This window comes from Rhodoplanes elegans, assembly GCF_016653355.1.
Taxonomy (GTDB): Bacteria; Pseudomonadota; Alphaproteobacteria; order Rhizobiales; family Xanthobacteraceae; genus Rhodoplanes; species Rhodoplanes elegans.
Map to the genome: position 1 here is coordinate 1 of NZ_NHSK01000080.1, position 23930 is coordinate 23930.

The window sequence follows — 23930 nt, forward strand, 5'->3', positions numbered from 1 at the left end:
CCGGCGCCTGGGCGGCGGCGGGGCCGGCCGCGAGCAGGGCGACCAGCATCAGGGCGGACGGCGCGGCGCGCGAAAGAACTCGGGCTCTCATGCGATCAGGCTAGCGCATCTCGAGGCGGCAATGAACCACGCCGTGGCGCAGGCACGGCGTGCCCCGGACAAGGGCCGTCGGGCCGAAGGCCCGATGCGCCGCAGAGCCGGGGTCCCAGGGTCGCACGGCAAGAGCCTCGCCTTGTCGCCCCTGAGTCCCGGTTCGCGGCGCGGTGCGCCGCGCCCGGGACACGAGACCCATCACTCGCCGCTCTCACTTCGCTGGCGGCCAGGGTGTCTCCGGCACCGGGGTCACCGGCCCCTTGCCGGCGAACCAGCAGGCGAGGTTGTCGACGACGAGCTGGTCCATGCGGGCGCGGGTGTGGACCGAGGCCGAGCCGAGATGGGGGAGCAGCACCACGTTCTCCAGGGCGATCAGCTCGGCCGGCACATGCGGCTCGTTCACGAAGACGTCGAGACCGGCCGCGAAGATGGTGCGCTCCTTCAAGGCGTGGATCAGGGCAGGCTCGTCGACCACCGAGCCGCGCGCCATGTTGATCACGATGCCGTCGGGCCCGAGCGCCTTCAGCACGGCGGCGTCGATCAGGTTCCGGGTAGCGTGGCCGCCCGGCAGGATCAGCATCAGCGTGTCGACGTCGCGCGCCATGTCGAGGAGCGCCGGATAGTGCCGGTACGGCACCGCCGGGTTGGGCCGGCGCGTGTGATAGACGACCGGCACCCCGAAGGCATCGAGCCGGCGCGCGATCGCCCGGCCGATGCGGCCCATGCCGACGAGCCCGACGGTGCGGTTGCGTAGCGTCGCGCGGCTCAGCGGATAGGGCCGCTCGACCCACTTGCCGGCGCGCAGCCAGCGCTCGGCCTGCGGCAGCTCGCGCACCGTGCAGAGCAGAAGGCCGAGCGCCGTGTCGGCGACCTCCTCGTCGAGCACCTCGGGCGTGTTGGTGACGACGATGCCGTGCTGCCCGGCCCAGCCGGCGTCGATGTGGTCGTACCCGACCCCGACACTCGACACGATCTCCAGCTTCGGGAAGCGCTGCAGGAAGGCGGGGTCGATCTTGTTGCCCGCGTGGGTGACGGCGAGCGCCCGCACCCGGTCGGCCACGTCGGCCAGGAAACGCTCGCGATCCGGCGCCTCGATCAGCCGGTGCAGGCGGACGATCGGGTCGAGCCCGCCGACCACGATGGGCTTCGCGGTCCCGACCAGGAGAACATCGGGGGTGTCGCCTGCGGTGTCGGTCGCCATCGGGGGGCTCCTGCGTGATTTCCCAAGTCGGTTCGGCTTATCAGCGGCCGGTCCGCACCGGCAAGGCCACGCCGCGCAGGGCCGGTCCTGCGGCTCCGGGCCAGCCGATTCCACCCTCCGGCGAAACGCGGTATGGGTACGGCCGCGGAGCCGGGGAGATCGCGCGCGCATGGGCTATGTCGACACCGTCCTGCTGCCGGGCGAGACCGTGCGGTTTCGCACCGGCCGGCATTGGGTGCTCTACGTGCCGGGACTCGTGCTGGCGCTCGTCGGCGCGGGCTGCGCCGGCTGGACCGCCTATGTCTATGCGACGGCGGAGTTCGGCGAGCATGTCGACGTGCTGTGGCCGGCGCTGTCGGCGGGGCTCCTCGGGCTCGCGCTGGTTCTGCTGGTGCGGGCCTGGTACCGCCGTCGCGTCACCGAGATCGCCGTGACGGACCGCCGGGTGATCTACCGCTCCGGGCTGTTCCGCCGGACCACCAGCGAGATGCCGATCGACCGCATCGAGAAGATCGACGTCGACCAGGGCCTCGTCGGCCAGATGCTCGACTTCGGCAATGTCAGCGTCAACGGCATCGCCTGCGGCATCGGGGCGGACCGGCTGAAGCGGATCGCCGGGCCGATCCGGCTGCGCAGCCACGTCATCGCCGGCGACCATCCGGTGCGCGCGCCACAGGGACCGGTGGTCGCCGAGATCGGCCGGCCGGCGCCTGCCGCCGTGGCAGCTCCCCTTCCGGCACCTGCAGCGCCCCTGCCGGCCGCGACGCCGGCCCTGCCCGAAAGCGTGCCCGCCACCGCGGCCCGCTGATTCCATCGCCGCCCCGCCTCAGCCGCGCCGGCGCACCCGCTCGCGGTGCAGGAGATAGAGGCCCGAGGCGATCACGACCGTCACGCCCGCGATGGTCCAGCGGTTCGGCACGTCGCCGAACACCACGAAGCCGAGGATCGTCGTCCACAGGATCTGGCTGTAGGAGAACGGCGACAGGATCGAGGCCGGCGTGTGCCGGTGGGCGACGATCAGCAGGAAATGGCCGAGGCTGCCGAACGCGCCGAAGCCGATCATCAGGACGATCAGCAGCGGGTCGGAGGGCGTCGTCCACACGAACGGCATGACGGGCGCGAGCGCCAGCACGCCGACGAGGTTCGAGTAGAACAGCGTCGTGGCGTCCGAATCGAAGCGCGACAGCACCCGGGTCGCGATGGCGTAGAACGCCGCGCAGACCGCCGACAGCGTCGACAGGAGCGCGGCCGGATGCACCGCGCCGAAGCCCGGCTGCAGGACGATCAGCACGCCGACCAGACCGACCACGATGGCGACCCAGCGCCGCGGGCCGATCTTCTCGCCCAGCATCGGCCCGGCCAGCGCCGCGACCATCAGGGGCGTCGAGAACATGATGGCGAGCGCCTGGTCGAGCTGCAGGAACTTCAGCGCGGCGAAGTTCAGGATGGTGGTGCCGAGCAGCAGCGCCGAGCGGCCGATCTGCAGCGCGGGGCGCTGCGTGCGAAGGAGCCCCGGCCGGGTGATCGGGTTGAACACCAGGAGCGCCAGCACGAAGGCGCTGGCGTAGCGGGCCCACACCACGGCGAGCACGTCGACATGGCGGCCGAGATACTTCGCCGTCGCATCGAGGCAGGCGAAGCAGGCCACCGCCCCGCACATCAACAGGATGCCGAGGAGCCGCATGCGTTGCGCGTGCGCGGCCTGATCACGGGCGGCTTCGTCGTGCCCCGTCACGGCCGGCAGCGCCGACGGAGCCGACGAGGCGGCGCCCGCGGGAGCGTCCGTCGGCCCGGGCGGCTGCGGCGAGGACGGGTCGGTCGGGGCGAACATGGGGCCTTCGGGCGTGGCGGACAGGAGCAGCGCAGCACCATGCTGCAACAGTGGCCGTTTCGGGGAGGTGACCGGAGAACCGCGGCATGGCTCCCATGCCTCCCGGCCTGCGGCCGATCACACCCCCCGCGAAAACGTGCTCTCGTGCCAGCGGCGCAGGACCAGCCAGGAGACCAGCGACAGCACCGCGTAGACGACGATGCCGGCCGCCGAGAGGAGCAGCAGCGCGGCGAACATGCGCGGCACGTCGAGCCGGTAGCCGGCCTCGGCGATCCGGTAGGCGAGGCCCGAGCCGGCCCCGGCCGAGCCTGCCGCGATCTCGGCCACCACGGCGCCGATCAGCGACAGGCCACCGGCGATGCGGGCGCCGGCCAGCATGGCCGGCAGCGCGGCGGGGAGTTGCAGACGCACGAGCCGCTCCAGCCGCGAGGCGCCGTAGAGCGTGAACAGGTCGTCCAGATTGGGATCGACCGAGTGCAGGCCGAGCGTCGTGTTGGCGAGCATCGGGAAGAAGGCGACGATCCAGGCGCAGGCGAGCACCGCGATCGGCTGCGGCAGCCAGATCAGCAGGATCGGCGCGATGGCGACGACCGGCGTCACCTGCAGGATCACGGCGTAGGGGTAGAGCATGTCCTCGATCAGCCGCGACTGGCTGAACAGGATGGCGAGCCCGGCGCCGCCGACGACCGCGAGCAGGAAGCCCTGCGCGGTCGTCTCCAGCGTCACCAGCAGCGAGCCGAGCAGGATCGCATGGTCGGCGATCAGAGTGGCCAGGATCGCGCTCGGCGCCGGGAGCTGCCAGGCCGGCAGATCGAGGGCGCGCACGACGATCTCCCACACGGCGCCTCCGATCAGAAGCGCCAGCACGGGCCGGGTGAGCCGCGAGGCGCGGCGCCAGCCGGACGGGACGTCGTGATCAGGCCCGCTCATGCGCGCAGGCTCATGCGAAGGCCTCCCCCATCGCTTCGGCGAGCGCGCCGCCGACGGTGCGGCACAGGCTCGCGAACTCGGGCGAGGTGCGGAATGTCTCGCCCCGCGGGAACGGCGCGTCGATCGCGATGTCGGCGGCGACGCGGCCGGGGCGCGGCGTCATCACCACGATGCGGGTAGAGAGATAGACGGCCTCGAACACCGAATGAGTGACGAACACCACCGTGGTGCCGAGCCCCTGCCACAGGCCGGACAGCGCGTTGTCGAGCCGGAACCGGGTGATCTCGTCGAGCGCCGCGAACGGCTCGTCCATCAGGAGGAGATGCGGATCGGTGACCAGCGCACGGGCGATGGCGGCCCGCATCTTCATGCCGCCGGAGAGCTCGCGCGGATAGGCGTCGGCGAAGCCGTCGAGCCCGACCCGCGCGATCGCCGCGGCGACCCGCGCCTCGGCGTCGTCGCCCCGATGCGTGTCTCTGCGCCGCGTCAGCCGCAACGGCAACCGGACATTGCCGGCGACCGTCGTCCACGGCATCAGGGTCGGCTCCTGGAAGACGACACCGAGATCGCCCGGCGCCGGCGCCCGCGCCGGACCCGCCCCGTCGTCGCCCCACACGACCGCGCCGGCGGACGGCTTGGCGAGGCCGGCGATCAGCCGCAGCGCCGTCGACTTGCCGCAGCCCGACGGCCCGACCAGCGACAGGAATTCGCCGCGGTTCACGGTCAGGTTGAGCCCGTCGAGCGCCAGCGTCCCGGTCGGGAACGCCTTCCTCACCCCCCGCAGCGTGACGACGGGTGCAGTCATGCAAGACTCGGACAGCGCTGGCGCCGCCGCTCACCTCTCCCCGCATGCGGGGAGAGGTCGACGTTCGCGCGATCAGCGCGGACGTCGGGTGAGGGGGCGTCTCGTGGATACGGAAGCGCCCCCTCACCCNCTTCCGTATCCACGAGACGCCCCCTCACCCCGACCCTCTCCCCGCGTGCGGGGAGAGGGGGAACTCGCCCCGTGCCCGATCATCGCCGGTTCATCCGCTCAGTTCTTCGGCCGCAGGTCGATGCCGACCCGCTTGTTGACGAACTGCAGCGTGTAGGAGCGGCGGAAGTCCACGGTGGGCTTGGTGACGCCGGCCTTCACCATGGCGGCGAAGAAGCCCGACATGCGGGCGTCCGTCATGGCGCCGATACCGAGCGACAGCGCGTCGCCCGAATCGACGATGCCGCGGTCGCGCAGCTGGCGGCGCGCGTAGTCGAGCAGGTCGTCGCTCATGTCCGGGTTCTGCTTGCGGATCAGCGCATTGCCGGCGCTCGGATCGCCGTAGAGGTAGGTGTACCAGCCGATGATGGAGGCATCGACGAAGCGTTGCACCAGCCCGGGCTTGGCGTCGATCAGGTCGCGACGCGTCTCGATCAGGGTCGAGTAGCTGGTGAAGCCCTCGTCGGCGAGCAGGAACACGACCGGGCGGATGCGGCTCTGCTTCTCGATCACGAACGGCTCGGAGGTGACGTAGCCCTGCATGGCGCTGCGCGTGTCGGCCAGGAAGGGCTGGGCGTTCGACGTGTAGGGCTTCACCTGCGCGTCGCGGAAGCCGTACTCGGCCTTGAGCCACTGGAAGTAGCTCGCCATGCCCTCCTTGGAGACGAACAGGTTGAGCCGCTTGAGATCGGCGAAGCGCTGGACCGCGCCCGGATGGGCGATCAGCACCTGCGGATCCTTCTGGAAGATCGCCGCGACCGCGACGGTCGGGATCCCCTGCTCGACCGCGTCGAAGGACTGCAGCGTGTTGGCGCTCATGTAGAAGTCGAGCTTGCCGACCGGCAGCAGCATGCGGTTGTTGGCGTTGGGGCCGCCCGGCACGATGGTGACGTCGAGCCCGTAGCGCCGGTAGGTGCCGTCGGCGAGCGCCTGGTAGAAGCCGCCGTGCTCGGCCTGGGCGACCCAGTTGGTGCCGAACGCCACCTTGTCGAGCGCGTTTCCGGCGCCCTGGGCGCTCGCCGGCGTGGCGACCGGGCCGGCCAACAGCGCGAGCGCGGCAAGCGCCGCGACCAGCCGGGCCAGCGCGCCGGACCGGCGCCGGAATGGACTTGCGAACCGCATCGTTTCGTCCTCTGTAGGGGCGGGCTTCAGCCCCGTCCCCCTCGGCCGGCCGCCGTCAGCGGCCGGACACCTGTGTCGCACCGTAATCCTACTGTAATGTCGAGAGTCCTACGACAATGCTGCCGAAACGACACTGGGGCGACATGGCCTGGGAGGATTTCGCGTCCGGGGACACGGCGCGCTGGATCGCCGTCCTGCCGGTTGCCGCCATCGAGCAGCACGGGCCGCATCTGCCGGTGGCGACCGACACCCTCATCGCCGAAGCGCATCTCGACCGCGTCGCGGCGCTGATCCCGGACGATCTGCCGGCGACGCTGCTGCCCGTCCAGGCGATCGGCCACTCGTCCGAGCACCTCGCCTTCCCGGGCACGCTGACGCTCAGCCCCGAGACTGCGATCCGGGCCTGGACCGAGATCGGCGAGAGCGTGTTTCGTGCCGGCGTGCGGAAGCTCGTGATCGTCACCAGCCACGGCGGCAACGTGCAGGCGATCGACATCGTCGCCCGCGAGTTGCGCGCGAGCCTCGGCATGCTGGTCGTCACCACCCACTGGCATCGCTTCGGCTATCCGGACGGGCTGTTCACGCCGCACGAGCAGCACCACGGCATCCACGCGGGCGACATCGAGACCTCGCTCGTGCTGGCGCACCGCCCCGACGCGGTGCAGATGGACAAGGCCGAGAACGCCGAGCCGGTCTCGGTCGCCATGGAGCGCGAGTTCCGCTGGCTGCACCCCTATACGCCGGCGCCGTTCGGCTGGATGACCCAGGACCTGCACGAGTCCGGCGCGGTCGGCGACCCCCGCCCCGCCTCGGCCGAGAAGGGCGAAGCCGCCCTCGACCACGCGGCCCGCGGCTTCGTCGCGCTCTTGCAGGAGATCGACCGGTTCGACCTGTCGCGGCTGAAGGACGGCCCGCTGGGGTGAGAGCCACCCGTCGTGGCCGGGCTTCGTGTCCCGGGCGCGGCGCAACGCGCCGCGAACCGGGACCCAGAGCGACGAGGGAGGTGTTCGTCGTGACGCCCATCATGCAACTCTGGGCCCCGGCTCTGCGGCCCATCAAGCCCGCGGCCTGATGGGCCTTGTCCGGGGCACGCGGAGCCGAGCGGCACTACCCCTCCATCCGCGCCATGAACCACTTCAACAATCGCACCCAGATCTCGTCCTTGCCGACCGCGTCCTCGATGCCGTGCTCGAGGTTGGGGTTGTCGTTGACCTCCATGACGACGACGCCGTCCGGCGTCTCCTTGAGATCGACCCCGTAGAAGCCGTCGCCGATCGGACGCGCGGCCCGCACCGCGGTCTCGATCACGGCGGGCGGCGCCTGGTCGAGGTCGAAGGTCTTGAAGCCGCCCTCGCGCGACGTGCCGTCCGACTTGTACTTGACGATCTGCCAGTGCCCGCGCGCCATCCGGTACTGACAGACGAACAGCGGCTCGCCGGCCAGCACGCCGACCCGCCAGTCGAACTCGGTCGGCATGAATTTCTGCGCCAGCAGCAGATCGGTCTCCTCCAACAGCTCGTCGGCGACACGCTTGAACTCCTGCGCCGTCGTCACCTTGTGGACACCGCGGGAAAAGGAACCGTCGGGGATCTTCACCACCAACGGCAGGCCGAGCTCGTCGATCGCCCGCTCGAGATCCGCCGGCTCGGAGACGATCCGGGTCGGCGGCATCGCCACCCGGTTCTGGCCGAGCAGCTCCATGAGAAACACCTTGTTGGTGCAGCGGATCATCGAGATCGGGTCGTCGATGACCGGCATCCCCTCCTGCACGGCGCGGCGCGCGAACCGGTAGGTGTGATTGTCGATCGACGTGGTCTCGCGGATGAACAGCCCGTCGTACTCGGCGAGCTCGGCGAGCTGGCGCCGCCCGATCGGCTCGACGTCGACCGAGTGGCGCTCGGCGATGCGGGCGAAGTGCCGGATGCTCGCGGCCGAGGACGGCGGCATCTTCTCGTTGGGGTCGTACAGCACCGCGAGGTCGAACTTCGCCGTCGTGCGCGCCTTCGGGCTGCGCCAGTCGCGCCTGGTGTGCTGATGGAGCGCGTCGCGGAAGAACGCCGCCTCGCCATTGGCGAGCCGCGTCGCGTTTCGCATGCGGATGCGGTCGATCGACAGCCAGACGGCGCCGGTGTCGACCGTCACCTCGAGGGCCGGGCAGCGGAACCAGTCGAACAGGAGCCGGCCGAACGCCTCGAAGCGGGCGTCGCGCACGATGCCCTCCGGCGCGCCGTTGCCGCGCACCAGCCCGAAGCAGACGAACAGCTTCAGCTCGCCCTCCGGCTGGAACTCGGCCTTGCGGGCGCACCGGTTGAGGGAGTCTTCCAGCTCCGGCAGCGCGTGCTCGTAGAGCTTGGCCTCGCGAAGCTCCAACATCGTCTCGACGGTCGGCACCACGCGGTGGCCGCGCGCCTCGGCGAGCAGCGAGGCGTAATAGCCCTTCGACTGGTACGCATAGGAGCGCGACAGGTTGATCAGCTTCGGCCGCGCCGCCGCGAACAGCCGCGGGCGCGCCAGGTACTCGCTCGTGGTGATCACCTTGTGCGGCGTGTCGGCGTTGGGAAAGTCGCGGGGCTGGTCGACCAGGATGACCCAGCCGGTCATGTGAGAGGCCCTTTCCGAGCGATGATCGTGCGTCCCGAGAACGCCACGCGCCGGCTCCGTGTCGATCCGCTTCGTGTCGATCCGCTTCGTGTCACCGGGATGACGCCATCGAGCTTGTCGGGGCGAATCATGGTGACGCGAAAGCCCGCCGCGGTCCGATCACGAAGATGTCAGAGGAGAGCGCGTCACGGCGCCTCTGGCTCTCGGGCCTTCAGGCGCCCAGCGCCTTCTCGAAGCGCAACGCGTCGCCCTGGTCCTCGTAATAGGCGACGTGGCGGCCAAACTGCGTGAAGCCGGCCCGACGATACCGCTCGATCGCCCGCGCATTGGTCTCGTGCACCTCGAGCCGGATCGCCCGGCAGCTGCGCGAGCGCGCCTCCGCCTCGGCGGCGGCGAGCAGCGCCGGGCCGAGCCCGCGGCCGCGCGCCTGCGGATCGACGGCGAGCGAGTAGAGCCGGCCGACCGTGCATCGCGCACGAGTCAGCACCACGGCGGCGCCGGCGACGCGACCCTGATGCTCGGCGACCAGAACGGCGGCGCTCGGCGAGGCGAGCAGGCTGCGGATGCTCCGCCGCGACATGCAGTCGGTCACGAACACGGCCTCCTCCAGCGCCGTCAGCGCATCGAGATCGGCCGGAACGGCACGGCGCACGCGCGGCGCGGGCGCGGACGATGCGGTCGCGGATGGCGCGGGCGCGGGCATCATCGGAGGCTTGGACGCCGTGCAGGGCGGCGCCGCACGATTGCGGGAACCGGAATATGTCGCCATGGTGGTCGCGGCAGGTGCTCGGGATCCAGGTGCTCGGGAGTACGGGGGTCCAGTGGCTCGCTGTCAGCCGGCTCGCGGAACTCACGCCTGCCGCACGTGTGCGGCGAAACTCGCACCGCAGATCGCGCATGCGGGGCTCGCACGCAGACCTGCCCGCCGCGCCCGTGGCGTTGCCGGAACCGCCGGCCGTCGCCATCTTGGGCGAGAACAGGATCGCATGCTGATGTCACTGGCGCTCGAAAGCAAGACCTCGCCGACCGCCGCGGCCGGACCCGGTGCCGCACCGGGTATGGCACCCGGGGCCGCTCCCGTCCATGTCGTGCTCGACATCACCGGCATGACCTGCGCGGCCTGCGCCGGCCGCGTGGAGAATGCACTGAAGCGCGTGCCCGGTGTCGCGAGCGCGGCCGTCAATCTCGCGCTGGAGCGCGCCGACGTCGACGCCGCACAGGGCATCACGCCGGCGCAGCTCGCCGCCGCCGTGGAGCGCACCGGCTTCGGCGCGCATCCGCGTCCGCCCTCCGCGGCCGAGCGCCGCCGCGAGGAAGATCGTCGCGAGGCGGAGCGCGTCGCGGCCGAGCGCCGGCAGCTCGTGCTGCTCGTGTTCTCCGCCGCGCTGACGCTGCCGCTGGTGCTGCCCATGGTGGCGGCGCCGTTCGGCTGGCATCTTCATCTCGATCCGTGGATCGAGCTGGCGCTCGCGACGCCCGTGCAGGTGCTGGTCGGCGCACGCTTCTACGTGGCCGCCTGGAAAGCCGTGCGGGCCTTCTCGGGCAACATGGATCTGCTGGTCGCGCTCGGCACCACGGCGGCCTATGCGTTCAGCCTCTACATGGTGCTCGACCGCGGCGCGGCCGCGACGGGTCATCTCTATTTCGAAGGCGCCGCCGCCGTGATCACGCTCGTCGTGTTCGGCAAGTGGCTGGAGGCGCGCGCCAAGCGCGGCACCACGGCCGCCATCCGGGCGCTGATGACGCTGCGGCCCGAGCGCGCCCATGTCTTACGCGACGGCGCCGAGATCGACGTCAGCGTCGAAGATCTTCGCCCCGGCGAACACATCGTGGTGCGGCCGGGCGAACGCATCCCGGTCGACGGCACCATCGTGGACGGCGAGAGCGAGGCCGACGAATCGCTGATCACGGGCGAGAGCGTGCCGGTGGTGAAGCGGCAGGGCGACAAGGTGACGGCCGGCGCGCTCAACGGCGTCGGCCGGCTGGTCGTCGCGGCCGTCGCGGTCGGCGAGGACACGACGCTCGCCCGCATCATCCGGATGGTGGAGAACGCCCAGTCCGGCAAGGCGCCGGTGCAGCGCCTCGTCGACCAGGTCTCGGCCGTGTTCGTGCCGACCGTGATCGTGATCGCGATCCTCGCTTTCGCCGGCTGGCTCGTCACCGGCCACGACGTCGAGGCGGCCCTGGTCGCCGCCGTGTCGGTGCTGGTGATCGCCTGCCCGTGCGCGCTCGGCCTCGCGACGCCCGCCGCGCTGGTCGCCGGCACGGGCGCCGCCGCCAAGGCCGGGATTCTGGTGAAGGACATCGAGGCGCTGGAGCGCGCCGCCGTGGTCGACACCGTGGTGTTCGACAAGACCGGCACGCTCACCGAAGGGCGCCCGGCGCTGACCGACGTGGTGCCGATCGCCGACTCGGGACTCGACCGGGACGCGCTGCTGCGCCTCGCCGCCGCCGTGCAGGCCGGCAGCGAGCACCCGCTGGCCAAGGCCGTGATGGCCGCCGTGCCGGGCGTGGCCTTGCCGCCCGTGGAAAAATTCAAGGCGCTGGTCGGGCGCGGCGTCACCGGCGCGGTCGAGGGCCGCGCGATCGCCATCGGCAACCGCGACCTGATGACGGAACTGGCGATCGACATCGGTCCGGCCGCCGCGGCTCTGGACAACATCGAGGGCGAGGCCCGCACCGCCGTCGTGGTGGCGGCGGACGGCCGCGCCGTCGGCGTGCTCGGGATCGCCGATCCGGTGCGGCGCGAGGCGGCCGAGGCGGTGGCGCTGCTCGCCGCGCGCGGCATCGCGGCCCAGATGCTGACCGGCGATTCGCAGGCCGTCGCCGCCAAGGTGGCGGGCGACCTGAAGCTCGCCGCCTTCAAGGCCGGCGTGAAGCCGGCCGACAAGTCGGCGGCGCTCGACGCCCTCAAGGCCGACGGCAAGCGGCCCGCCATGGTCGGCGACGGCATCAACGACGCCCCGGCGCTCGCCGCCGCCGAGGTCGGCATCGCGCTCGGCACCGGCACCGACGTCGCCGTGGAGGCCGCGCCCGTCACGCTGATGCGACCCGACCCGCGGCTCGTTCCGGCCGCGCTCGACATCGCCCGCCGGACGGTCCGAAAAATCCGCCAGAACCTGTTCTGGGCGTTCGTCTACAACGTGATCGGCATCCCGCTCGCCGCGATGGGCTTCCTCACCCCGGCGCTCGCCGGCGCCGCGATGGCGATGTCGTCGGTCTCGGTGGTGACCAACTCGTTGTGGCTGAAGCGCTGGCGACCGGACTTTTCGCGGCCGGCCCGTCCGGACTGACGCGACCTTCAGTTACCTCTCCCCGCGCGCGGGGAGAGGTCGACGTTCGCGCGATCAGCGCGGACGTCGGGTGAGGGGGCGTATCCCCAAAGCCGAGACCCGCGGCGACGCCCCCTCACCCGACTCGCCGCTGCGCGGCGAGCCACCCTCTCCCCGCAAGCGGGGCGAGGGAAGCCCACCGGTTGGCACCGCGCCTGTGATACTATAACGGTATCGAACCTCCGAGGCGCCATGACGCATCACCACCACGATCCCGGCCACGCCCATCCCTCGCCACGCCTGCCGCCGTCGCTGCTGCGCGTCTCGCTCGCGGCGCGGCTCGGCGTCGTCGCCGGCGTGGCGCTCGCCGTGTGGGGGCTGGTGCTGTGGGCGATGACGTGAGACGGCCGACGACGCCATGACCCCGCAGCTCGCCTTCCGCGATCTCACGCTCGGCTACGAGCGCCACCCGGCGATCCACCATCTCGACGGCACGGTGGCGCGCGGCGCCCTGCTCGCCGTGGTCGGCCCGAACGGCGCCGGCAAGTCGACGCTGTTCAAGGGCATCGTCGGCCTGCTGCGGCCGCTCGCCGGCAAGGTCGACCTCTGCGGACTCGACCGCCGCGACGTCGCCTATCTGCCGCAGGTCGCCGACATCGACCGGACCTTCCCGATCAGCGTCTACGACCTCGTCGCCATGGGCCTGTGGCGGACCTCCTGGCTGTTCGCCGGCATCGGCGCCTCGGCCCGCCACCGCATCCACCATGCGCTGGAGGCGGTCGGTCTCACCGGCTTCGAGCGGCGGCCGATCGGCAACCTTTCGGGCGGCCAGCTCCAGCGCGTGCTGTTCGCCCGCCTGCTCCTGCAGGACGCCCGGCTGATCGTGCTGGACGAGCCGTTCAACGCCATCGACGCCAAGACGGCCGCCGACCTGTTCGGCCTGGTGCGGCGCTGGCACGGCGAGGGCCGCACCATCCTGGCCGCGCTCCACGACCTCGAGATGGTGCGCACGAGCTTCCCCGAGGTCCTGCTGCTGGCGCGCGAGAAGGTCGCGTGGGGGCCGGCCGACGACGTGCTCACCGCCGCCAACCTGCAGAAGGCCCGCCGCATGTGCGAAGCCTTCGACGAGGACGCCGCCGAATGCCGGGTGGCCGCGGAGTGACCCGCATGGGCACGCGTGCCCCGGACAAGGCGCGTCGGGCCACAGGCCCGATGCGCCGCAGAGCCGGGGCCCAGGGGCGACAGGGAATGCGCTCCGTTCCGTCGCCCTGGGTCCCGGTTCGCGGCGCGTCGCGCCGCGCCCGGGACACGCGGCTGGAGCGCGGCCGACCCCCCGCGACTCTCACGAAGTCGAGCGCATGTACGACCTGCTGATCGGCCCCTTTCAAGAATTCGAGTTCATGCGCCGGGCGCTGGCCGGGACGGTGGCGCTGTCGTGCGGGGCGGGGCCGGTGGGCGTCATCCTGATGCTGCGGCGGATGAGCCTGGTCGGCGACACCATGGCGCACGCGATCCTGCCCGGCGCCGCGCTCGGCTTCATGGTGGCGGGGCTCGACCTGTTCGCCATGACGCTCGGCGGCCTCGTCGCCGGTCTCACCGTGGCGCTGCTCGCCGGCGCGGTCGCCCGGGCGACCGAGCTGAAGGAGGACGCCTCGCTCGCCGCCTTCTTCCTGATGTCGCTCGCACTCGGCGTGATCATCGTGTCGGTGCGCGGCAGCAATGTCGATCTTCTGAATTTCCTGTTCGGCAGCGTGCTGGCGCTCGACGACCCGACCCTGATCCTGATGGCGTCGATCGCGACGCTGTCGCTCGTCGTGCTCGCCGTCATCTGGCGCCCGCTGGTGCTCGACTGCGTCGATCCCGGCTTCCTGCGCTCGGTGAGCCGGGCCGGCACGCCGGCCTACATCGCGTTCCTGACGCTGCTCGTGCTCAACCTGGTCGGCGGCTTCCACGCGCTCGGCACGCTCCTGTCGGTCGGCATCGTGATCATTCCGGCGACGGTCGGCCGCTTCTGGGCGCGCGACATCACCGGCATGATCGCGGTCGCGGTCGGCACCGGCGTGGTGTCCGGCTATGTCGGGCTCCTGGTGTCGTTCCACACCGGCGCGCCCGCCGGCCCGTCCATCATCCTGGTCGCGGCGGCCGTCTACGTGGCCTCGGTGCTGTTCGGCCCGGTCGGCGGCGTGCTGACCCGCCTGCTGCCGCGCCGCCATCTCGAAGCCTGAGGGCCACGGCCGCGGCGCCGGCAGCGCGTCTTCGGCATGGTCAACCCGCAGTCACTCCTATACCGTGCAGATCACGGCCGATCGGGCCGGAGATCCGCAGGAGGTCGTGCGATGCTGTCCGACGTGGAACTGCGGGTGCGCGCCGTCGCGACGCTCGCGACCGAGCGTGGCGGCGTCGAGGCCGACGTGCTCGACAGCTTCGTCGACGTCTATGTGGCCCGCGTCGTGCCGCGGCCGGGTGGCGCTCCGCTGCCGCCCGACGAGGCCGGGATGACCGACGCGGCGCTCGGCGCCAAGGCGATGACGGCGATCCCCCGCGACGCCGAGGGGCCGCTGTTCGCCGACCGCTGGGAGGCGCTCGCCTTCGTCCTGACGATGCTGATGGAGCAGCGCGGCGTCTTCACCTGGCTCGACTGGGCGCAGGCACTCGGCACCGAGATCCGCAGCACCCGCAAGACCGGTCGCAGCGACGGTTATTTCGAAAGCTGGCTCGCCGCGCTGGAGCGCGTCGTCGGCGACAAGGGCATCGCCGACCGCGCGACGCTCGACCAGTATCGGCAGGCCTGGAACCGCGCCGCGGCCCGTACGCCGGCCGGGGCCGAGGTGTCGCTGCGGCCCGAGGATTTCGCCTAATGCGGCTCGGCATCGTCGTCCTGGTCACGGCCTGCGGCATCGGCACGGCGCTCGCGGAGACACCGGCGCGGCGAAGTGATGCGGGTTCGCCGGTGTGGCCGTGGTGTGCCGAGTACAGCATGGACGGCGCGGTGACGAACTGCGGCTTCGCCACCCGGGCGCAGTGCATGGCGGCCGTCTCGGGAAACGGCGGCGGATGCTATCGCAACCCCTTCGCGCCGTCGCCGCGGACCGATACGCTGCCGCCGCGCGGCGCCGTCAGAGCAACCGCTCGCTGACCATGTAGCCGGCCAGCAGCGCGACGCCGAACAGCAGTACGCCACACGCGGCCGCGACCTCGACACCACGCAGAAACAGCGCGCCGCGACCCTCGCGGTGGGCGGCGAAGCGCGTCGCGATCGCCTTGGCGCCGACCGCCACCGTGGCGATCACGGCCACCGTGATGGCGGTGCCGAGGCCCATCGCGAAGGTGGCGCCGACGCCGGCCCAGAACAGGCCCTGGGCGAGCGCGAAGACCAGCACCAGGATGGCGCCCGAGCACGGCCGCAGCCCGACCGCGACGATGGCGGCGAGGCCGCGCGACCAGCCGCCCGGGCCGGCGAGGTCCTTCGGGTCCGGCCCGTGCGAGCAGCCGCAGTCCGGCCCGTGCACGTGGTCAGGGTGCGCATGGTCGTGATGAGAATGGTCGTGATGCGCATGATCATGGTGCGCGTGGTCGTGCACGGCGGCGCTCTTCACCGCCGCGTCGTGGCGATGCGCCGCCGCGACCGGAGCGTGGGCATGATCATGGCCGTGGTCGTGATCATGGTGATGATCGTGGCCGCAGCCGCAGGCGGCGCCGTGATCGTGACCATGTCCGTGAGCTCCATGATCGTTATCATGATGAGCGTGGTCGTGATGCGCGTGGTCGTGATGGCCATGCTCATGATGCGCGTGTCCGGCATGGACGAGGCCGGCCAGTGCCGGCTCGCGCGCCGAAGGCGTCGACGCCATCGCCGGCACCGGGCCGGCCGGGACCGGACCGGCCGGCACCAGCGCCGGGCTCGCCACCGGCGCGACGGCCCGCTCGGCCCGCAGTGCGGCGAGCGCAGCCAGAAAGCCGCGACCCTTGACCCACACCAGCCGGGCACCGACCAGCGCGATCAGCGCGTAGCTGACGATCTCGATCCAGCGCACCGCCTCGTTCATGGTCTTGGCGGTGGCGTTGAGGGCGATCGCGGCGATCGCCACCACGGCGACCGCGACCACGGCCTGCAGGAACGCCGAGGCGAAGGAGAGGATCACGCCGCGCTTCCAGGTCTCCTCGTTGGCGATCATGTAGGAGGAGATCACCGCCTTGCCGTGGCCCGGCCCGGCGGCGTGGAAGATGCCGTAGAGGAACGACACGCCGAGCAGGCTCCAGACCGCGGTGCCGTCCTGCTTGGCGGCCCGCACCAGGCCGGAGAGCGAGCGGTAGAAGCGCGCCTGCTCGGCGAGAATCCAGCCGACGATGCCGCCGTCGGCGGCCGGGGCCGGCGCCGCGGGCGGCCGCACGCCGAACGGCGAGGCGCCCTGGGCCAGCGCCGGATCGGTCCCGGCGGCGAGCGCGATGATCAGGCCGGAGAGGCCGGCGAGGACGAGCCCCGCGGTCAGCAGCGTGCGCGGGCGCATCGTCGACCTCGAGAGAGTCATGGGCAGCGGACCGAGACCGTGTTGGCGAAGAGCTGGCCGAACTTGGCGTTCTCCTGGGTGAAGTCCGCCTCGCCGAGCCTCTTCAGCTTGGCCTCCGTCTCGGAGTCGTTCGGCTTCTTGATCGCCACCTTGCAGGTGCCGGGCGAGTTCTTCAGCACGAACGGGTCGGCGCCGTCGGCGAAGGAGAAGTCGACGAAGTAGGCCGGGTCGTAGACCTCGAGATCGATGCCCTTGGCCTTCACGGGCGCCTTGAGCGGCAGCGTGAAGTGCAGGGTCAGCATCTCGTTCTTGTATTCGAGCCAGTAGTCGGTCGGGTCGGTGAAGGGCGAGGTCTTGCCGTCGAGCTTGGCGTAGGTGAAGAAGTCGTACTCCTTCAGCGACGTGACGTTCACCTCGGCGAGGTCCTTCAGCTCCTCGCGGGTGAACACGCCCTTCTGCTTCGACTCGAGCCCCTGCACCGCATAGGTCGAGAACATGTCGTCGAACGTCCAGGCGTGCCGGATTCCCGTGATGGTGCCGTCCGGGGCGTAGACCAGCTCGCTCTTCATCACCACCCACACATGCGGGTGGGCGCGGGCGGCACCGGGCACGATCAGGCAGACGGCCAGCGCGAGCAGCACGGCGAAGCCGCGCAGCCTTGCGGTCGAACGATGGGTCATGCGGGGGCCCTCGGCGTCCTCGGCGACGGCGGAATCGTCGCGCGACGTGATGAGACCATAGTGGCGAGTGGGGCGGAAGGAAGGCTTAACGGGGCCTTACGGGGCGCGTCGCGCCCTCGCGGACGCTGCAGCCCCCCACCTCCGACCCCTCCCCGCCACTCGCTTCGCGAGCGGGGGGAGGGGAGTCGAGGCGCTGCGGTTCCCCTTCTCCCGTTCGCGTCAGCGAATGGCGGGGAGGGGTGGGTGGTGGAGAGCTGCCGTGCGGCACATGCTCAGCGGCAGAATTCGGGAGAGCCGTCGATCCGGTCGCGGTGGTCATGTCTCACCTTCGGCGCATGCTCAATGGCACTTGAAATAGTCGAACGGCTCGCGGCAGGCGTTGCAGCGCCACAGGGCCTTGCAGGCCGTGGAGCCGAACTCGGCGATCGCCGCCGTGTCGGTCGAACCGCACTGCGGGCAGGCGACGTGCTCGACGCCGAACAGGGCGCGACGGCCGGCCCCCTTCTGGGGCGGCGCGATGCCGTAGTCCTTCAGCTTGGCGCGACCTTCGTCGCTCATCCAGTCGGTGGTCCAGGCGGGCGACAGCACGGTCTTCACGGTCGGCCGGCCGAGACCGGCCTTCTCCAGCGCGATCTCGATCTCCAGCGCGATGGTGGTCATGGCCGGGCAGCCGCAATAGGTCGGCGTGATGTCCACCTCGATGCCGGCGTCGTTCACGCGCACGTCGCGAAGCACGCCCAGATCCGCGATGGTCAGCACCGGGATCTCCGGGTCCGGCACGGCCCCGGCGATCCGCCACGCATTTGCGCGCAATGCTTCGGAGTTGGACGGTGGCCTCACCAGGTCGCTCCCGGGATCGTGCGCTGCATGTATTGCAGCTCGGTGAGCAGATGGCCGAGATGCTCGCTGTGGCGACCGCCGCGCCCGCCGCTCTGCATCCAGGCGTCCTCCGGCATTTTCAGCGTCGCGCGATCGAACACCTCGGACAGCGTCCGCCGCCAGGTGTCGCGCAGCTCTGCCGGATCGATCGCGACGCCGGACGTGATCATCTCGCGCTCGACGTCGTCGCTGAAAAAGAGCTCGCCCGTGAACGGCCAGAGCTGGGCGAGCGCGCGCTCGGTCCGCCGCCGGCTCTCGCCGGTGCCGTCGCCGAGCCGCACCACCCATTCGGCCGAGTGGCGCAGGTGATAGGCCATCTCCTTCTCGGCCTTGGCCGCGATGGCGGCGAGCGTCGGATCGGTCGAGCGCATCATGGCGCGCCAGTAGGGATCGGCGAAGGCCGCGTAGAGGAGCTGGCGCACCATCGTCGTGGCGAAGTCGCCGTTCGGCTGCTCGACCAGCAGGAGATTTCGGTACGCCCGCTCGTCGCGCCGATACGCGAAGGCGTCCTCGTCGTGGCCCTGCGCCTCGGCCTCGCCCGCATAAGTGTAGAGCGCGCGCGCCTGGCCGATCAGGTCGAGCCCCATGTTGGCGAGCGCCATCTCCTCTTCCATCACGGGCGCCTTGCCGCACCACTCGGACAGCCGATGCCCGAGCACCAGCGCATCGTCGGCGCGGCGCAGCACATAGGTGACGAGCGGAGTCTCGGTGACGCGGATGCTGGTCATGGGCGGGGTCTCGGGCTGCCGTCTGAACGAGCGATGCAAGTCAGGTGATGCAGATCACGCCGGGACGTGCGTCGGCGTCGATCCTGGCGTTCCCTCCCCCCTTGTGGGGGAGGGACAGGGAGGGGGGTGAGCCACACCCGTATGAGCAAGCCGCTAACCCCCTCCCCAACCTCCCCCACAAAGGGGGGAGGGAGCACACTGCGGCGAGGAGAGAGGTCGCGATATGCAAGCTCACATGTGCCCGACCTCGTCGGGGATCTCGTAGAAGGTCGGGTGGCGATAGACCTTCGAGGCCGTAGGCTCGAACATCATGCCCTTCTCGGCCGGGTCCGACGCCGTGATGGCGGCCGACGGCACCACCCAGATCGACAGGCCCTCGCCGCGGCGGGTGTAGAGATCGCGCGCCGCCTGCAAAGCCAGCGTCGCGTCGGCGGCGTGCAGCGAGCCGACATGCTTGTGGGCGAGGCCGTTGCGGGCCCGGATGAACACCTCCCACAGCGGGATCTTCGGCTCTGGCTTGGTCGGTTCAGCTTTGGGCTCGGGCGCGGCGGGCTCTGTCACGGCGGGCTCCTCGGGCGTTTCCTGATCTCTTCATCGGTCATTCCGGAAGCCGACCGAAGGTCGGCTGTCCGGAATCCATAACCCCGGTCCGTGGGTATGGATTCCGGGCTCGCCGCTGCGCGGCGCCCCGGAACGACGGAGTCTGCTACGCGGCCGCTCTGTGGCGGCTCTTCTCTTTCTCGGCGAACGCCCGGGCCGCTTCGCGCACCCAGGCGCCGTCCTCTTCGGTCTGTCGGCGGCGCTCCATGCGCTGGGCGTTGCAGGGGCCGTTGCCGGCGATCACCTGCTTGAACTCGTCCCAGTCGATCGCGCCGTGGTGCCAGTGGCCGCTCGCCTCGTCGTATCTCAGCTCCGGATCCGGGACCGTGAGCCCGAGGAAATGCGCCTGCGGCACCGTCGCATCGATGAACTTCTGGCGGAGCTCGTCGTTGGTGAACCGCTTGATCTTCCACTTCGTCGACGCGTCGGTGTGCTGGCTCGCGCTGTCGGGCGGGCCGAACATCATCAGGCACGGCCACCACCAGCGATTCAGCGCGTCCTGCGCCATCTCCTTCTGGGCCGCGCTGCCGCGGCAGAGGGTCAGCATGATCTCGTAGCCCTGCCGCTGGTGGAATGACTCCTCCTTGCAGACCCGGATCATGGCGCGGGCATACGGCCCGTAGCTGCAGCGGCACAGCGGGATCTGATTCATGATCGCGGCGCCGTCGACGAGCCAGCCGATCGCCCCGATGTCGGCCCAGGTCAGCGTCGGGTAGTTGAAGATCGAGGAGTACTTGGCCTTGCCGGCGAGAAGCTGGTCGACCATCTCCTCGCGCGCCACGCCGAGCGTCTCGGCGGCGGCGTAGAGATAGAGCCCGTGGCCGCACTCGTCCTGCACCTTGGCGAGCAGCGCGGCTTTGCGGCGCAGCGACGGCGCCCGCGTGATCCAGTTGCCCTCCGGCTGCATGCCGATGATCTCGGAATGGGCGTGCTGGGAGATCTGGCGCACCAGCGTCTTGCGATACGCCTCCGGCATCCAGTCGTTCGGCTCGATGCGCTCCTCGGCGTCGATGCGCGCCTGGAAAGCCTGGAGCTTGTCGGCGTCCTCGATCCGGCGGTCGGCGGCGTCGGGGGTCTGGTTGAGGCCCTGCGTGTACATGCGCGTTCTCCCGGGTGACTCGAGGTTCGTCCTCGTGCTCTTTGGCGAGAATCTTATGTAACAAGATTGGCGACCGCAACGTCGTTTTGTAACATGATCGCGAGGGCCGGCCCGCCGGTGCGTATGCAGGTACGACTCTGCGGCCATCGCATGCAGGCCGAACCGCGGCAGGCCCGTCGGCAAGCTCTTGGCCGGACTATTGATCGACCATCCGGTTAATGTATTTTCGACCGAGCCGCCGAAGCGACCTGCGCCGCCGGCCGCGACAATCGACCGCAGGGGAGGGGATCGCCGGAATGGCTCGCACACGCGCCCAGGACTACGACGCCAAGCGCGGGGCGATCCTGCATCGCGCCGCCGAGCTGTTCGCCCGCCACGGCTATTCGGGCACCTCAATCACCATGATCGCGGAGGCCTGCGGAATGTCCAAGGCGCTGCTCTATCACTACTACCCGGACAAGGAGGCGGTGCTCTTCGATATCCTGTCGGCGCACCTCGCCGTGCTGATCGCCGCGGTCGAGAAGGCGGCGGCCGAGAGCGCGGGCGCGCCGCCGGAAGAGCGGCTCTACGCCATCGCGGCGGCGCTGCTCGACGAGTATCGCGACGCCGACGCCGAGCATCAGGTGCAGATCGCCAATCTGAAGCTCCTGCCGCAGGACAAGCAGGATCAGCTTCGCGCCATGGAGCGCACGCTGGTCGGGCATTTCTCCGATGCCATCGCGGCGGCGGTGCCCTCCATCGGCCATGGGCCGCTGCTCAAGCCGCTCACCATGTCGATGTTCGGCATGCTGAACTGGCACTATCTCTGGTTCCGGCCCGGCAAGGGGCTGAGCCGCGAGGACTATGCGCGGCTCGTCACGCGGCTGCTCGCCAGCGGCGCCGAAGCGGCGGCCGAGGCAGTGGCGCCGCCGGCGACCGTCGCCGTGCCGGCGCGCCGCGTCCGCGGCGCATGAGACGCGCCGGATGAGCGGGCGGAGGACAGACGCTGCGGCACGCAAGATCGCCGCGCCCGCCCGCAAGCTGCCGCGCGCCGCGCTCGCGCCGATTCTCGATCGGCTCCGGGCCGAGCCGTCGCGCACCTGGTCGATCATCGTCACGGTCTATGGCGACGCCATCGTGCCGCGCGGCGGCTGCGTCTGGCTCGGCACGCTGCTCGCCTTCTTCAAGGCGCTGGGCATCGCCGAGGGCGTGGTGCGCACCGCGATGTCGCGGCTCGCGGCGGACGGCTGGCTGGAGCGCCGGAAGGCCGGCCGCAACAGCTTCTATGCGCTCGCCGACAAGGGCCGCGACACCTTCGCGGCCGCGACCCGGCACATCTATGCCGTGAGCCCGCCGGCGTTCCCCGGGCATCTCGATCTCGTCCTGCTCGCCAACGGGCCCGGCCGCGAGGCCGCGCGCGCCGCGCTCGAGGCCGCCGGTTGGGGTTCGCCGGCGCCCGGCGTGTTCGTCGCGCCCGGCTGGCCGCTGCCGGCCGCGGCGGGTGACGAACTCGCCGTGCGAGCCACCGGCGACGACGCCGCGCTACGCGATCTCGCGGCGCGGGCCTGGCCGCTCGACGCGACGGCCGACGCCTATCACGGCTTCCTCGACACCTTCGCGCCGCTGCGCGCCGCGCTCGCCAATGGCGCCGTGCCGGACGAGGCCGAGGCGATTATCGCCCGCGTTCTGCTGATCCACGAGTATCGCCGCATCGTGCTGCGCGATCCGCTGCTGCCGGCGGCGCTGCTGCCGCAGGACTGGCCGGGCGCTGCCGCCCGCACGCTGTGCGCCGCGCTCTATCGTGATCTGCTGGAGCCCTCGGAGCGCTGGCTCGACGCCCATGCGATCGACGAGGCCGGCGCGCCGCTGCGCCGCGGCAAGGACGTGCTGCAGCGTTTTCACGCCTGATCGCACGCCGCTCCGCCGTCGCGCTGCTCCGCATCACGGGAGCCGCGACGAAACGCCCGACCAAGGTCGGTCTCGGCAAGCCGCGGCCCGGCGCGGTACAACGAGCGCCGCACACGGACAATGTGCGACCAAACGGCCGTCCCGGGGCCGTCGAGAAATCATTGACCAATCGTTCGGTTAATCTTACGCTTTGAACATGCCGCTCGCCCGCGTTCGCGGACGGCGGCGTCCCGAGAAGGCGGATCAACCGCCCTCGTCGATCCGATCGACCCTTTGGGAGCAACGCCAGATGTCTCAGTCCGCCGCCCGCCGGGCGCTGCGTGCCGCCGCCGTCCTCGCCTCCACGGCGATCGCTGCGACCTTCGTCACGGTCTTCACGGCCGCGCCGAGCCTCGCCGCCGATCCGATCAAGATCGGATCGGTCGTGTCGGCCACCGGCCCGGCGTCGTTCCTCGGCGACCCCGAGCAGAAGACGCTCAAGCTCTACGTCGAGGCGCTCAACAAGAAGGGCGGCCTGATGGGCCGGCCGGTCGAGCTCGTCCTCTACGACGACGGCGGCGACGCCAACAAGGCGCGCACCTTCGCGACCCGCCTGGTCGAGGACGACAAGGTCGTCGCCATGGTGGGCGGCACCACCACGGGCACCACGATGGCGATGATCCCGGTGTTCGAGGACGCCAAGATCCCGTTCATCTCGCTCGCCGGCGCGATCGAGATCGTCGAGCCGGTGCGCGCCTTCGTGTTCAAGACGCCGCACACCGACAAGACCGCCTGCCAGAAGATCTTCGAGGACATGAAGGCGCGCGGCTACACCAAGGTCGGGATGATCTCGGGCACCGACGGCTTCGGCAAGTCGATGCGGGCGCAGTGCATGAAGGTGATCGGCGACTACGGCATCACGGTCGCGGCGGACGAGAGCTACGGCCCGACCGACGCCGACATGACGCCGCAGCTCAACAAGATCAAGAACACCGACGGCATTCAGGCGGTGCTCAATCCGGGCTTCGGCCAGGGTCCGGCGATCGTGACGCGCAACTACGCGCAGCTCGGCATCAAGCTGCCGCTCTATCAGTCGCACGGCGTCGCCTCGAAGAGCTTCATCGAGCTCGCCGGCCCCGCCGCCGAGGGCGTCCGCCTGCCGGCGCCCGCGCTCCTGATCGCCGACAAGCTCGCCGACAGCGACCCGCAGAAGAAGGTCGTGATGGAGTACAAGAAGAGCTACGAGAGCGCGACCGGCCAGCCGGTGTCGACCTTCGGCGGCTACGGCTACGACGGCATCCAGCTCCTCCTCGGCGCCATCGAGCGGGCGAAGTCCGTCGACCCGCAGAAGATCCGCGACGCGATCGAGCAGACCAAGGGCCATGTCGGCACGACGGGCCTCTACACCATGTCGCCGAAGGATCACCTCGGGCTGGGCACCGAGTCGTTCCGCATGCTCGAGATCAAGGGCGGCGACTGGGTGCCGACCGAGACGAAGTGATCTGAGCTGCCAGCGTCGACGTCCAGCTCAGCCGAGCCGCCGCGCC

24 protein-coding genes are annotated in these 23930 nt (G+C 70.9%); 11 read left to right on the top strand and 13 right to left on the bottom strand.

Features of this window, described 5'->3' with window-relative positions:
- Positions 1-304 precede the first annotated feature (304 nt).
- Positions 305-1294 carry a 2-hydroxyacid dehydrogenase gene (locus tag CCR97_RS10880; RefSeq protein ID WP_111359716.1) on the bottom strand — a complete coding sequence of 330 codons (990 nt, stop codon included), beginning with the start codon at positions 1292-1294 and terminating at the stop codon, positions 305-307.
- Between the two features lie 169 nt (positions 1295-1463).
- On the opposite strand from CCR97_RS10880, the gene CCR97_RS10885 reads away from it, so the two are divergent.
- The gene (locus CCR97_RS10885) at positions 1464-2102 is read left to right on the top strand and encodes a PH domain-containing protein (RefSeq protein WP_170146029.1); all 639 of its coding nucleotides are present in this window, start codon (positions 1464-1466) and stop codon (positions 2100-2102) included.
- A gap of 18 nt (positions 2103-2120) precedes the next feature.
- Here CCR97_RS10885 and CCR97_RS10890 read toward each other — a convergent pair whose 3' ends face one another.
- The 4 genes from CCR97_RS10890 to CCR97_RS10905 all read right to left on the bottom strand — a co-directional run bounded on the left by CCR97_RS10890 (position 2121) and on the right by CCR97_RS10905 (position 6150).
- Positions 2121-3125, bottom strand: coding sequence for a DMT family transporter (locus CCR97_RS10890; protein ID WP_111359718.1), 1005 nt, complete (start codon positions 3123-3125; stop codon positions 2121-2123).
- A gap of 117 nt (positions 3126-3242) precedes the next feature.
- Positions 3243-4055, bottom strand: coding sequence for an ABC transporter permease (locus CCR97_RS10895; RefSeq protein ID WP_111359719.1), 813 nt, complete (start codon positions 4053-4055; stop codon positions 3243-3245).
- Positions 4056-4065: 10 nt separating this feature from the next.
- A complete protein-coding gene (locus CCR97_RS10900; protein ID WP_111359720.1) occupies positions 4066-4860 on the bottom strand; it encodes an ABC transporter ATP-binding protein in 795 nt (264 codons plus the stop codon).
- Positions 4861-5088: 228 nt separating this feature from the next.
- The gene (locus tag CCR97_RS10905) at positions 5089-6150 is read right to left on the bottom strand and encodes an ABC transporter substrate-binding protein (protein ID WP_111359033.1); all 1062 of its coding nucleotides are present in this window, start codon (positions 6148-6150) and stop codon (positions 5089-5091) included.
- A 116-nt stretch (positions 6151-6266) separates the two neighbouring features.
- Here CCR97_RS10905 and CCR97_RS10910 point away from each other — a divergent pair, with 116 nt between their 5' ends.
- A complete protein-coding gene (locus CCR97_RS10910) occupies positions 6267-7073 on the top strand; it encodes a creatininase family protein (RefSeq protein ID WP_111359034.1) in 807 nt (268 codons plus the stop codon).
- 184 nt (positions 7074-7257) lie between these two features.
- On the opposite strand, the gene CCR97_RS10915 is transcribed toward CCR97_RS10910, so the two are convergent.
- Together CCR97_RS10915 and CCR97_RS10920 are read right to left on the bottom strand one after the other, a co-directional pair.
- Entirely contained in the window at positions 7258-8751 is a 1494-nt protein-coding gene (locus CCR97_RS10915) for a RimK family protein (RefSeq protein WP_111359035.1), read from the bottom strand.
- Between the two features lie 211 nt (positions 8752-8962).
- Positions 8963-9403: a GNAT family N-acetyltransferase gene (locus CCR97_RS10920; protein WP_245429070.1), complete on the bottom strand. Its 441-nt coding sequence runs from the start codon at positions 9401-9403 to the stop codon at positions 8963-8965.
- A 334-nt stretch (positions 9404-9737) separates the two neighbouring features.
- On the opposite strand from CCR97_RS10920, the gene CCR97_RS10925 reads away from it, so the two are divergent.
- The 6 genes from CCR97_RS10925 (at position 9738) to CCR97_RS10950 (ending at position 15159) form a co-directional block, all read left to right on the top strand.
- Complete coding sequence (locus CCR97_RS10925; RefSeq protein WP_244670382.1) at positions 9738-12044, top strand: heavy metal translocating P-type ATPase; 2307 nt, start codon at positions 9738-9740, stop codon at positions 12042-12044.
- A 231-nt stretch (positions 12045-12275) separates the two neighbouring features.
- Complete coding sequence (locus tag CCR97_RS10930; RefSeq protein WP_170146010.1) at positions 12276-12425, top strand: hypothetical protein; 150 nt, start codon at positions 12276-12278, stop codon at positions 12423-12425.
- A gap of 16 nt (positions 12426-12441) precedes the next feature.
- Positions 12442-13185, top strand: a complete 744-nt coding sequence (locus CCR97_RS10935; protein WP_111359553.1) for a metal ABC transporter ATP-binding protein — start codon at positions 12442-12444, stop codon at positions 13183-13185.
- Positions 13186-13381: 196 nt separating this feature from the next.
- Positions 13382-14248 (top strand): metal ABC transporter permease, encoded by an 867-nt coding sequence (locus CCR97_RS10940; RefSeq protein WP_111359552.1) that lies wholly within the window; start codon positions 13382-13384, stop codon positions 14246-14248.
- Positions 14249-14359: 111 nt separating this feature from the next.
- Positions 14360-14881, top strand: a complete 522-nt coding sequence (locus CCR97_RS10945) for a nitrile hydratase accessory protein (RefSeq protein ID WP_244670383.1) — start codon at positions 14360-14362, stop codon at positions 14879-14881.
- A complete protein-coding gene (locus CCR97_RS10950) occupies positions 14881-15159 on the top strand; it encodes a DUF3551 domain-containing protein (RefSeq protein ID WP_111359551.1) in 279 nt (92 codons plus the stop codon). The genes CCR97_RS10945 and CCR97_RS10950 overlap by 1 nt, the downstream gene beginning before the upstream one ends.
- Here the strand turns inward: CCR97_RS10950 and CCR97_RS10955 are convergent.
- From CCR97_RS10955 to paaA, 6 genes are all read right to left on the bottom strand, one after another.
- Positions 15140-16531, bottom strand: coding sequence for a nickel/cobalt transporter (locus CCR97_RS10955; RefSeq protein WP_111359550.1), 1392 nt, complete (start codon positions 16529-16531; stop codon positions 15140-15142). The two genes, CCR97_RS10950 and CCR97_RS10955, sit on opposite strands and share 20 nt — an antisense overlap.
- Before the next feature lie 17 nt (positions 16532-16548).
- On the bottom strand, positions 16549-17211 hold the full coding sequence (locus CCR97_RS10960; protein ID WP_111359549.1) for a DUF1007 family protein: 663 nt from the start codon (positions 17209-17211) through the stop codon (positions 16549-16551).
- Positions 17212-17550: 339 nt separating this feature from the next.
- Positions 17551-18051: a 1,2-phenylacetyl-CoA epoxidase subunit PaaD gene (gene paaD, locus CCR97_RS31655; RefSeq protein WP_245428774.1), complete on the bottom strand. Its 501-nt coding sequence runs from the start codon at positions 18049-18051 to the stop codon at positions 17551-17553.
- Positions 18048-18818 carry a 1,2-phenylacetyl-CoA epoxidase subunit PaaC gene (gene paaC / locus CCR97_RS31660; RefSeq protein WP_244670384.1) on the bottom strand — a complete coding sequence of 257 codons (771 nt, stop codon included), beginning with the start codon at positions 18816-18818 and terminating at the stop codon, positions 18048-18050. Before paaC ends, paaD begins: the two co-directional genes overlap by 4 nt.
- A 231-nt stretch (positions 18819-19049) precedes the next feature.
- Positions 19050-19322, bottom strand: coding sequence for a 1,2-phenylacetyl-CoA epoxidase subunit PaaB (gene paaB / locus CCR97_RS10970; RefSeq protein ID WP_111356394.1), 273 nt, complete (start codon positions 19320-19322; stop codon positions 19050-19052).
- Positions 19323-19524: 202 nt separating this feature from the next.
- Complete coding sequence (paaA, locus tag CCR97_RS10975) at positions 19525-20517, bottom strand: 1,2-phenylacetyl-CoA epoxidase subunit PaaA (RefSeq protein WP_111356385.1); 993 nt, start codon at positions 20515-20517, stop codon at positions 19525-19527.
- A 296-nt stretch (positions 20518-20813) separates the two neighbouring features.
- Between paaA and CCR97_RS10980 the strand changes: the two genes are divergently transcribed.
- The 3 genes from CCR97_RS10980 to CCR97_RS10990 all read left to right on the top strand — a co-directional run bounded on the left by CCR97_RS10980 (position 20814) and on the right by CCR97_RS10990 (position 23884).
- Positions 20814-21470, top strand: a complete 657-nt coding sequence (locus CCR97_RS10980) for a TetR/AcrR family transcriptional regulator (RefSeq protein WP_111356384.1) — start codon at positions 20814-20816, stop codon at positions 21468-21470.
- 10 nt (positions 21471-21480) lie between these two features.
- Positions 21481-22404: a phenylacetic acid degradation operon negative regulatory protein PaaX gene (gene paaX, locus CCR97_RS10985; protein WP_111356383.1), complete on the top strand. Its 924-nt coding sequence runs from the start codon at positions 21481-21483 to the stop codon at positions 22402-22404.
- Positions 22405-22693: 289 nt separating this feature from the next.
- Positions 22694-23884, top strand: coding sequence for an ABC transporter substrate-binding protein (locus CCR97_RS10990; RefSeq protein ID WP_111356382.1), 1191 nt, complete (start codon positions 22694-22696; stop codon positions 23882-23884).
- Positions 23885-23930 lie beyond the last annotated feature (46 nt).